16 protein-coding genes are annotated in these 10,737 nt (G+C 32.6%); 14 read left to right on the forward strand and 2 right to left on the reverse strand.

Translation table 11 applies throughout. The features are described from left to right. Positions 1-42 precede the first annotated feature (42 nt). On the reverse strand, positions 43-207 hold the full coding sequence (locus ACQV2R_RS05140) for a hypothetical protein (protein WP_428891909.1): 165 nt from the start codon (positions 205-207) through the stop codon (positions 43-45). Between the two features lie 61 nt (positions 208-268). On the opposite strand from ACQV2R_RS05140, the gene ACQV2R_RS05145 reads away from it, so the two are divergent. The 13 genes from ACQV2R_RS05145 to ACQV2R_RS05205 all read left to right on the forward strand — a co-directional run bounded on the left by ACQV2R_RS05145 (position 269) and on the right by ACQV2R_RS05205 (position 7,721). After that, positions 269-460: an XRE family transcriptional regulator gene (locus ACQV2R_RS05145; protein WP_428891910.1), complete on the forward strand. Its 192-nt coding sequence runs from the start codon at positions 269-271 to the stop codon at positions 458-460. A 17-nt stretch (positions 461-477) separates the two neighbouring features. Beyond that, positions 478-747: a DNA-binding protein gene (locus ACQV2R_RS05150; protein ID WP_428891911.1), complete on the forward strand. Its 270-nt coding sequence runs from the start codon at positions 478-480 to the stop codon at positions 745-747. 143 nt (positions 748-890) lie between these two features. After that, positions 891-1,109 carry a hypothetical protein gene (locus tag ACQV2R_RS05155; protein WP_428891912.1) on the forward strand — a complete coding sequence of 73 codons (219 nt, stop codon included), beginning with the start codon at positions 891-893 and terminating at the stop codon, positions 1,107-1,109. Positions 1,110-1,146: 37 nt separating this feature from the next. Then, entirely contained in the window at positions 1,147-2,388 is a 1,242-nt protein-coding gene (locus ACQV2R_RS05160) for an SNF2-related protein (RefSeq protein WP_428891913.1), read from the forward strand. Between the two features lie 5 nt (positions 2,389-2,393). After that, the gene (locus tag ACQV2R_RS05165) at positions 2,394-2,693 is read left to right on the forward strand and encodes a hypothetical protein (RefSeq protein WP_428891914.1); all 300 of its coding nucleotides are present in this window, start codon (positions 2,394-2,396) and stop codon (positions 2,691-2,693) included. Beyond that, on the forward strand, positions 2,690-2,881 hold the full coding sequence (locus ACQV2R_RS05170) for a hypothetical protein (protein ID WP_428891915.1): 192 nt from the start codon (positions 2,690-2,692) through the stop codon (positions 2,879-2,881). Before ACQV2R_RS05165 ends, ACQV2R_RS05170 begins: the two co-directional genes overlap by 4 nt. Further along, a complete protein-coding gene (locus ACQV2R_RS05175) occupies positions 2,881-3,222 on the forward strand; it encodes a hypothetical protein (protein WP_428891916.1) in 342 nt (113 codons plus the stop codon). The genes ACQV2R_RS05170 and ACQV2R_RS05175 overlap by 1 nt, the downstream gene beginning before the upstream one ends. Beyond that, positions 3,206-3,430 (forward strand): YozE family protein, encoded by a 225-nt coding sequence (locus ACQV2R_RS05180; RefSeq protein WP_428891917.1) that lies wholly within the window; start codon positions 3,206-3,208, stop codon positions 3,428-3,430. Before ACQV2R_RS05175 ends, ACQV2R_RS05180 begins: the two co-directional genes overlap by 17 nt. After that, positions 3,427-5,244 (forward strand): AAA family ATPase, encoded by a 1,818-nt coding sequence (locus tag ACQV2R_RS05185; protein WP_428891918.1) that lies wholly within the window; start codon positions 3,427-3,429, stop codon positions 5,242-5,244. The genes ACQV2R_RS05180 and ACQV2R_RS05185 overlap by 4 nt, the downstream gene beginning before the upstream one ends. Before the next feature lie 17 nt (positions 5,245-5,261). Further along, a complete protein-coding gene (locus tag ACQV2R_RS05190; protein ID WP_428891919.1) occupies positions 5,262-5,504 on the forward strand; it encodes a hypothetical protein in 243 nt (80 codons plus the stop codon). Then, positions 5,494-5,976: a DUF669 domain-containing protein gene (locus tag ACQV2R_RS05195; protein WP_428891920.1), complete on the forward strand. Its 483-nt coding sequence runs from the start codon at positions 5,494-5,496 to the stop codon at positions 5,974-5,976. The genes ACQV2R_RS05190 and ACQV2R_RS05195 overlap by 11 nt, the downstream gene beginning before the upstream one ends. Positions 5,977-6,115: 139 nt before the next feature. After that, entirely contained in the window at positions 6,116-6,778 is a 663-nt protein-coding gene (locus ACQV2R_RS05200) for a hypothetical protein (RefSeq protein ID WP_428891921.1), read from the forward strand. Beyond that, positions 6,765-7,721 (forward strand): hypothetical protein, encoded by a 957-nt coding sequence (locus ACQV2R_RS05205; protein WP_428891922.1) that lies wholly within the window; start codon positions 6,765-6,767, stop codon positions 7,719-7,721. Before ACQV2R_RS05200 ends, ACQV2R_RS05205 begins: the two co-directional genes overlap by 14 nt. Here the strand turns inward: ACQV2R_RS05205 and ACQV2R_RS05210 are convergent, their stop codons facing one another. Next, on the reverse strand, positions 7,722-8,552 hold the full coding sequence (locus tag ACQV2R_RS05210; protein ID WP_428891923.1) for a hypothetical protein: 831 nt from the start codon (positions 8,550-8,552) through the stop codon (positions 7,722-7,724). It lies immediately after the preceding gene. A 38-nt stretch (positions 8,553-8,590) separates the two neighbouring features. On the opposite strand from ACQV2R_RS05210, the gene ACQV2R_RS05215 reads away from it, so the two are divergent. Next, a complete protein-coding gene (locus ACQV2R_RS05215) occupies positions 8,591-10,486 on the forward strand; it encodes a DNA primase family protein (protein ID WP_428891924.1) in 1,896 nt (631 codons plus the stop codon). Positions 10,487-10,737 lie beyond the last annotated feature (251 nt).

Genomic DNA, 10,737 nt, shown 5'->3' on the forward strand with positions numbered 1-10,737 from the left:
TAATTCATTCGCATCTATAGATTTTATATCTTTAAAATTAAATCAAGACTTATTTATGAACTCAGAAAGATTTTGGAATTTAGAATTTTTACTAATAAAAGAATCAGTTAGTAACTCTTCTAATTTTACAGTTGTAGGGTATTGATCAGCAATTTTAGAAGCCTTATCAAATGATTTCAGTAACTTTTTATCACCTTTAATTTCCATATTTTCACCTCCTTCCTAAGGAGAGTATACCAAAACAAAATTAGAGAAAGGAGCTGATTTAATGCCAGAAACTATCGAAGCAAGACAACGCGTTTTAGATTACAAAAATCAAAATAAAATTTCTTATGAACAATTAGCTGTCATGACTGGCTATAGCAAACCTGAAATATTTAATGCTTTAACTGGCAAGTCAAACACACCAAAATCTAATCAGATTATTCTGAAACTTATTCAGATGTTTGGACTGGCTTAGAAAGGAGTGAATTAAAGATGAACGAGATAAGCGCCCTATTATCGGAAGAAGCTAGCCTGTTGCTGGTAGATGGGATTCTTAAATTAGCTGAAAGAATCGCAGAAGAAAAAATTGCTCAACAAAAAAAACAGTGGCTTATGCAAAAAGAAGTTTTTGAGGAATATGAATGTTGCGCAAGAGATGTTGCGCATTGGGAAACATTAGGACTCAAAAAAAGAAGATTGGGCAAAAGATGGCTTTACGATCGGAACGATATTGATGAATTACTACAAACATTAAAAGAATAGAACGCCCGCCAGCGTGAGGAAACGGAGTAATAACATGAATGAAAAAGAACGCAACAAATTACTGATTTATTATTTAATCATTTTATTATCAATCATTATTATAGGACCATTTTTAGTTTACGGATTGTATCTGTGGGGGTGGTATGGTGGATAGAATTTTGTTTCAAGCAATTTTGCTAGACGAAGAATTGTGTGAGTTTTTACGGAAGCATTTTAATAATGGTGGTTTTATTAGTAATCAGATTTATTTAACCATTTATCGCGGAAAGAAAAGAGTCATTTCGCGCGAATTGATGTTTAAACAATTAGAAATGGAGTTTGAATTTCAAAAAGAAAAAGCCTCCGCTGCAACGGAAGCTTAGATTAAGAAATCTATAAAAATAGTATAACACAAGAGAGGTGATTGGAATTATTAAATTATTCCCCCACCAAGAACAAGTGTTAGATCAGACTTATGAATTCGATCGTGTTGCATATTACTTAGATATGGGACTAGGCAAGACGTTTGTTGGTTCTCAGAAACTTTGGGAACTAAATACCCCATACAATATAGTGGTTTGTCAAAAGTCTCAAATAAACGATTGGGCAAGTCATTTCAGACAACATTATGACTATGATGTTGTGATTTATGACAAGCCTAAAAAGGTAAAACCTGAGTCAATAATTATCATAAATTATGACAAGATTTGGCGCAGGCCTGAGTTGAAGAAAATTAAGCACTTCACATTGATGTTGGATGAAAGTTCTTTAATTCAAAATGAAAAAACGAAGCGAACAAAATTCATTCTTAATCTTAAGCCCGACAATGTCGTTCTATTATCTGGAACACCTACTGGTGGGAAGTATGAAAAGTTATACAGCCAGCTTAAATTGTTAGGTTGGGATATAAGTAAGACTCAATACATGAAACGATATGTTGATTTTAAACCCAACAAATACTGGGGTGGGATTAAAATTTTAGGTTATAAAAATGTAGATGAACTTAAAGAAAAGCTCAGGGAACATGGCGCTGTATTCATGAAGACAGAAGAAGTTTATGACTTGCCTGATCAAAACTTTGTAAAAGTGAGATGCAACTTATCAAAAGAATACAAAGAATTTAATACCCATCATATTATCAATTATAAAAATCAACAAATTGTTGGTGACACAAGCACAGTTGCCAGAATAAATTTAAGGCTTTTCGCAAGTGTTCGTAATAAGAATAAAATGGATCGCTTAAAAGATTTAATTGATTCAACGAATGATCGTTTGATTATCTTTTATAACTATAACGAAGAATTAGAAGCACTAAAGAAACTTATCACTGACAGACCGTTAAGTTTTATCAAAGGTGGGTTAGTAGACAAAAAGAATTATGAAGAATGTGACGATAGTATCACACTTGTTCAGTACCAGGCAGGTAGTAAAGGACATAATTTACAAAAGTCGAATAAGATTATTTATTTAAGTCCACCAGACAGCGTTGAGAACTGGATGCAGAGCTTAAAAAGAGTTCACCGAATAGGACAAGAAAGACCTGTGTTTTACTATCAGATGATCACTGATGACAGTATTGAGTATAAGATTTATAGTGCTCTTGAACGTGGTGTAGATTATACAAACGAATTATTTAAACAAGATTTCAATTGGGAGGAATAAATTATATGGAACTAACAGAATTGAATAAACAGGACTTAGCAATCGTTACTGAATTTTATGAGTTAGAAAGACAAATTAAAATTGCTAAAGAGAGACAAGCGTTACTTAGAGCAGACTTAGTCGATATCATGGAGGACTATAACGTTAAGAAATGGGAAAACGAGTATTTTAACATTACTTACGTTGAGCCTACAATGAGAGAAAGCATTGATAGCTCAAGATTAAAGAAAGAATTACCAGATGTAGCTGAAAAGTATAAGAAGACAAGTTATGTTAAAGCATCAGTCAGGGTGAAAATAAAATGAGATATTTAATAACTTTTTATTTTAAAGATGATACTTCTTTAACAGTAAAATCGGATAGCTACCCTCAATTATATGATTCAAACGGTTATACGCTTATTCAAGTTAAAGAACATGGTGGAGAAGAAGTAAACATAAACTTTTTCTACTGTAAGTATTATGCAGTTGAGCCTCAGAAAAGTAATAAATAATGAAAGAATCAAAATTCCAAGAAGAAGTAATCAGTTACTTAAAATCAAGCGGGGCTTACATTATCAAGTATTGGGGTGGCGGAGTTTTCACTAAAGAAGGTGTGCCTGATTTATTGGTTTGTATTAATGGGGAATTTCACGGTATTGAACTTAAAACAGATGTTGGTACCGAAAGTAAATTACAAGCCTATCACATGGACCAAATAAACAAGTCTGGTGGTAAAGGATATATATTAAGACCCACTAAATACAAAAAATTAAAGTACGGTAATGAGTTTGATTATTACCAATTAGAATTCGAAGAATGGAAGGAGTGGTTAAAAAATGGTTCCAGATTTTAAAAACTGGGTTGTTAAGTTCAAACATGAAATAGGTCCAAAAGGGGATTTTGCTAAAGATGTCAGTAAAGATCCAAATTTCCCTTCTGGTGTTTCAAAAAGTGAAATTGAAAATTATTTATTAGATCATGGAGCATGCTTAGAAGTGATGGATATATTTTTGGGTTGCTGGGCTGAATATAAAGAATTTTATGGGATGTGGTTTATTTGACACAGTATTCATACAGTCGTGTCGATCTATACGATCGTTGTCCTTACCACTTTAAACTAAAGTACCTAGATAAGGCCAAAGAAATACCTGATTACAGTCCAACAAGTCCTTTAATCCTTGGTCATGCTATTCATAGTGGGATTGAAAAAGGAAGTACTGATTATGCAGTGAATGAATACATTAATGCCTATCCAATGATAACTGATGCACATATAAACGAGATTATAAAAATTGAGTATATGCTGCCTAAAGTGTTTGAGTTCTTAAGTCAATTCGATGGCGCTGAGTTAATTCACGAATACGAAATTGACACAGAAGACTATAAAGGTTTTGTTGACTTAATTGTTAAGGATAAAGACAGAACGCTGGTCATTGACTTTAAGTATTCAAATAGTATAGAAGCATACAAAAATTCCTGTCAGTTACATATTTATAAATATTATTTAGATCAAGCAGGCTTTAATGTTACAGATTTAGGGTTTCTATTTATTGAAAAAGTTAAGGTCAAGTATAAAAAGAATGAAGATATATATCAATTTAGAAAAAGATTACGTAACGAACTAGATAAAGCGAGAGTTACCTATGTACCCATTGAATATGACGAGCGAAAGGTCTTGGAGTTTGACTGGGCAATTGAAGCGATCGAGACAGAAAATGAATGGGACCGTAATCCGCACGGTAATTGCTTTGCATGTAATGCAATAGAAGCTAAACAAAATGGTAAATACACAGTATTAACACCGCCGAATTACTTAGACTACATACAAAATGAGAATGGAGAGATTATAGAAATGTTACCAAAAAATGAACGAAGAGATGTTACTAAAGTGAACAAACGAGTGCTTTGGATGTATGGTGCGCCTTTTAGTGGTAAGACTTGGTTCGCTAATAGTTTTCCTAATGTCATCATGTTAAACACTGATGGGAATATTAAATTTGTGGATGCGCCTTATGTAAGTATTGTTGAAAAAGTTGAGAAAAAAGGACGAATCTTAGATACCACGTTAGCTTGGGACGTTTTAGAAGAAACGGTTATTGAACTACAAAAAGGTGATCATGAGTTTGAAACAGTCGTTGTTGACTTGATTGAAGATGTTTATGAAGCTGCACGAATTAAAACTTATGAAGATCTTGGTATTGAACATGAATCTGACAATAGTTTTAAAGCGTGGGACATTGTCACTACTAAATTTCTAAATATGGTTAAACGAATAGCAAATTTACCAATGAAAAACATTATTTTTATCAGCCATGAAGATACCACTAAAGATGTTACGAAACGATCAGGCGATAAAATCACAAGTATTCAACCAAATTTAAGGGAAAAAGTGGCGCTTAAGTTAGCAGGCATGGTTGATATTGTAGGACGCGTGGTAACAGATGGTGACGAAAGAAAGCTTGTCTTTAAATCTAAATCTTATGTCTTCAGTGGAGGACGTATCCCTAACTTACCAGTAGATGAAATTGATCTTGATTATGACGAATTTATTGGTGTCTATGAAGAAGCGAATAAAGGACTGAAGAAAGCTAATGCCACTGAGGAACCAGAAGAAGAGACGGAAGAAAATCCTAAACGTAGTAGACGTAAAAAAGAGGATGCTCCTGAACCAGAAGAAGTATCAAACGAAGTTGAGGAGGAAGAAGAAATAGAAGAAACAGCAGAGGAAGAAGTCGAGGAGGAGAAAAAACCTCGTCGCAGAAGAAGATCAAGATCCACAGACGATATCCCTCCAGGAGAAGAAGAGGAAGAAACTGAGGAAGAAGAAGTAGAAGAAGCACCTAAACGCAGAAGACGTCGTCGTTCACGTGATTAAAAGAAAGGAAGAATAATATGAAAAGACAACTAAATACTAAAGAGCAATGGTTTGCTGATAGCGAAGACGAAGCGAATGCGATTGTAGAAGACGCTAAAGAAGAGTTTGGTGAAGATTTGATTGGTCATAGTATTCAATTGAAATCAAATAAGAATGGTGAATATTACTTAGTTAAGGTTGATATGAAGTACAACACACCAGCGGGCATTATGGAAACTGAAATGAATAAAGAAGAAGGAGAGAATTTAAATGGCAATTAATTGGGATAAATTTGATAAGATGGTTGATTTTGACGGTATTCAAAACAAAGTTGAAGAAGCAGCAGAAATGGGAGATTTCCCTGAAATACCATCAGGTAAGTATGAAGTAAAAGTTAATAGTATGGAACTTGGTCAATCCAAAAAGAAAGATGATGGTTCAGGTGGAGATCCGATGCTTAAGATTACTTTTGAAATCTTAGACGGTGAATTCAAAGGGTATAAATTATTTTACAATGGTGTGATGCAACCAGGTAACGAACGAGCGATTGGCTATCAAATTCACAGTAACAATGAAATGTTACGGAGTCTCATTGATAGTGATGATGTATCATTCAAAAACTTTAGTCAATATGCAGAAGAAATTGATGCGATTGCTGAAGAAATTATTGAAGACGGATGGGAGTACATTATTGAGAAATCATTAACCAATACAGGCTATGACAAGTATGAAATTCTTGAAGTTTTAGACTAAATAAATAAGGGAGATTTATTCTCCCTTTTAAAATAAAAATAAAGAGGTTGATTAGATGAATATGGATCAATTAAAGTTTAAAAACATATGTTCAGACTTGTTTTATTTATCGCCTCAGTTTCAAGGAGGTAAAAAGTGATTGATTTTTTACAAGTTTACAGTCCAAAAGAATTCCTGGTATGCAGAAATAGCAATCACTCAAGAAAGAGTTGATTTTGTAACGAGTGATTCAGAAGAAATCATTAATCTCTACAATGATTATAAAGATGACTTATGGGTTGCTTTTAATGGAAACAACTATGATCGTTTTATTTTAAAAAGTATCATAGCTGGTACTACCCCTTATGGAGTTCACGAACATATAATGAGGGGCTTATCGGGATGGAGTTACAGCGAAACATTAAATTACATCCCCCTCAACTCTTATGATGCAATGTTGAGCAGGCAGTACTCTTTAAAACAATTGACAGCTTTTCAAGGAAGAGAGGTTGAGGATTCAATTGAGGATTTGATGTATGTATTTGCCTATCAAGTAGATAGTTTCTTAACGAAGTTAGATTTATTGCTTGAGTTTAAACTACCTTTAAAACATATGGATAAAACAGAAACTCAATTACTGGCTTATATCCTAAGAGCAAAGAAACTAAATCGTTATGATGATTGGGAAATAACTATTTTAGATCATGAATTAGGAAAATATTCTCACATTAACGATTGGTATCTGAATGATGATGAAAGCTTAGAAGTAGAGGTAGCTGGTGTCCCACATCGTTATGGATTAGGGGGGTTTGCATGGAGCTAGAAAGAATTATATTGGTAAAGGTTTCTTTATCTTAGCTGACTGTAAATCAATGTATCCAACTATTATTGATAAATATAATTTCTTAAGTAGGAACGTGAGCTATCCTAAGAAATACAGCCAATTGTTGAAAGAAAGATTTAATCTTCAAAAGAAAAACGATTCAAAAGAATTAGTTTATAAATCTATTGTAAACAAAGGATTTGGAGCTTCAGGTGACCAATTTAGTTTAATGTATGATATGCGACAATATCACAATGTTGTTATTAATGGACAATTATTCATGACCGATTTAATTGATAAATTAGATCCACACATTGAATTAATCCAAACGAACACCGATGGAGTGTTATTCAAAATAGATGAAAAAGATTTTGATTTGATTGACAGTATCTGTGCAGAGTGGGAAGAACGAACAGGTTTGACACTAGCTTTTAAATACTATGATTATGTTTATCAAAAAGACGTTAATAACTATATTTTTATCGGAGATAAGATTGAAGCAGCAGGAGCTTATGTTAAAGACTTAAACCTCTTAGATAACGATTTGCCTATAGTTAATAAAGCGATTAGAGAGTATTTCATTAATGGAGTAGACGTAAGTGAAACAATAAATAGGTCTGATTCATTAATAGACTTTCAGCGAATTATTAAGGCAGACATTATTGATTACGGTGGAGAGTATCTCTATGACAAAGTGTATAGAATCTTTGCTGATAAATACGGTCAGTCTATCGTGAGAATTACTAAGGGTAAGAAAACTAAGATAGGAAATATTCCGGACTTCTGCAGAATTATCAATGAAGATATTGTAAATCAATCGGTACCTAATTGGTTAAATAAACAATGGTACATTGATCTGGCCAATAAAAGAGTGAATGAATTCTTAGGAGTAAAAAACACTGCCAAGAATGACAGTGTAGTGGAGCAGGTTAGTTTTTGGTAGTTACATACCGAAATATTGAGAAATCGTAGACCAATGTGCAATAAAATAGTCACCACCTTTTACTAATGAAGCAATCAATTTAGGGTATCTCTTTAAGATTGATTCAGCTTTATCTAAAATATTTTGTTTTTCTTCAGGGTTATCTTGGATATCTTTAATTATTTGATCTATTTCAGATTTTTCATCCTCATTTAAAGATTCAGCAAACTCTCTAATTTCTGTTAATGATTTAAAACCTTCATTATTAACTTTTATGTTTAGTTCATTATTATCTCCAATAGCTGTGTTCATATAACCATAATTGATTATTGAAGGGTATTGTTGATTTTGATTTTTATTGTTCATATAATCTCTTCCTTTCTTAGTGACTATAGTATTGTTTTCAAAAACAATTCCTTCCCTTGTCTGATTATAGATTTTTCCCTTTGTTGGATTAGAGATATATTTTTCTTCTATAGCATATAAGACTATTTCTAAATACTCATCTTCTGTCAGATAGGGTAGAAAATTTAATTCAGATTGTTTATTTTTTAATTTTTTCAATTCTTTTAGAAAAATTCTGGTGTTATCATCAAAATCATTTAAATAATTACTGCCTTCTAAAGTTATTCGTATATCAGGGCTTATAAAAAAGTTGGACGCTATGTCGTCTGTAAATAACTTTATATTAGATGTGTTTACAATATAACAGTTATTTTCTAAATCTTTAATAATTAATTTTAAAATACCAGTATCTTGAATAGAAGTTTTTTCCATTAATTCATAAGCTCCAATTCCTGGTTCAATATCAAATAAATTGAGTACAATCTTGTTTAGTTTTCCAGTATTCATAATGTTACTTCTCCCATCATTTTAATTTAGAAAGCGAGGTGATTAACATTTCAATATACAAAGGATACCTCAAAGGCAACGGAAAGTCATCTGCTATTGAATTCAAAGGTGACGATAGTGTTCTGGTCAAGTACAATACGGCCAGGAGATATGATAGTTTTGTGGGGATATTATCTGAAGATATGCTCATGTTAGATATTGATAGTCCCGAAGAATCAGATGTTTTGTTAGACATCATTGAAGATATGAAAATAAATTGTTCTGTTTTAGAAACAACGAATGGTATTCATGTTTACTTTAAAGCACCCGAAGATTTAAGAACAAATAAAATCGATTGGTGGAGTCCGTTAGGTTTACAAGTAACCATTAAACTTGGTTCAAGAAACACAGCCGATCCATTAAAAATAGATGGAGAGACACGATCCTGGTATTTAAAATCTAAGCGACATGATGAACTCCCCAAATGGTTATATCCAATGGTTAAGATTAATAAGAATCGTGACAACAATTACATTGATCAAATATCAGACGGAAGTCGTAATCAAGATTTATTTAATTATATCTTAAAACTTCAATCCGCGGAGTTGAGCAAGCAAGAAATTAAAGAAACAATCAATTTAGTAAATAAGTATATTTTAGATCATCCATTGGATCAGCGAGAGATTAATACGATTTTACGTGATGAAGCCTTTAAAAAAGAATCGTTCTTCAAAGGAAATCGTTTCTTACATGATAAGTTCGCTCAGTTTCTAATCAGTGAATACAATATTATCCGCATCAAAGATGTGCTTCATATTTATAAAGAAGGTATCTACTCAGATAACATACATGACATTGAACGTGCAATGATACATGAAATCAGAAATCTTAAGAAGACACAGCGGTCTGAAGTATTGGCATATCTTCAATTAGCGACAGATAATAAACCTTTATCTCCTCCTCATTTTATTGCCGTTAAAAATGGTATTTATGATTTAAACAAAGATCGATTGTTGCCTTTTAGTCCTGAAATTGTGATTAAGAATAAAGTTAATTGGAATTACAATCCGACTGCAGAATGTCCGCCAGTTGATAAAGTATTAAACAATGTGGCCGTCAAAGACAAACAAGTACGAAGAGTACTAGAAGAAATCTTTGGTTATATTCTCTATCGAAGAAACGTTTTAAGAAAAACTTTCTTACTTACAGGACACGGTCAAAATGGTAAATCTACCTATTTGAAGATGTTATTAAAGTTTGTCGGTGAAGAAAATAAGTCTGCATTAGATTTAAATGAATTATCAGAACGTTTTAAGACTGCTGAACTCTTTGGTAAATTAGCAAATATTGGTGACGATATTAGTAAGTTATATATTAAAGACTCATCAATGTTTAAGAAGTTATCAACGGGAGATACGGTCAACGCAGAGCGTAAAGGGTTAGATCCGTTTGATTTTAATAACTATGCGAAGTTAATATTCTCAGCGAACGAACCGCCTCGTGTAAATGATAAGTCAGATGGTATTGTCAGTCGTTTATTGATAATACCTTTTAAAGCAAAGTTCACACCGCAAGATCCTGATTTTGATCCGCAGATTGAAGATAAGGTGACAAATCAAGACGCGATGGAATACTTATTAAAATTAGGGATTATTCGATTGAAAGAGATATTGGAACGCAAACACTTTACTCAGTCGGATGTTATTCAAAAAGAATCAGATGCATACAATGAATACAACAATCCGTTATTGCGTTTCATTAAAGAAACAGAAATAGTTAATCGGCCTACTAAAGAAGTGTTCATTGAATATGCTGCCTGGTGCGAAGAGTTGCAATTAAAACCTTTAGGAAGCACGGCATTTAGTAGAGAAATATGTCAGACATTAGACTTGGAAACTAAACAAATTAGAGATGGAAAGCGAAGAAAATCTGTATTTGTGTCATCAGATTATTAAAAAACAATCATTTTTTGGCAAATAACATGACAAATACCTATGGTTTTGGCAGGTTTGATGACAGAAATTTTGTCATTAACAACTAAAAACAAGTTATTTAAAGTGAATAAGTGGTGAAGGGGCTGTATCATAAGTCCATTTTTGCTATAACCTTTAAAATAAGACCCGAGATAAAATGTCCACGCATTTTATCTCGGGTCTTTATTTTTTCTTGTTCTTGGATATATAACACCAGTTTATTGATATTGTAT

Origin of the sequence: Facklamia sp. P12937 (assembly GCF_050409505.1) — a bacterium.
Taxonomy (GTDB): Bacteria; Bacillota; Bacilli; order Lactobacillales; family Aerococcaceae; genus Facklamia.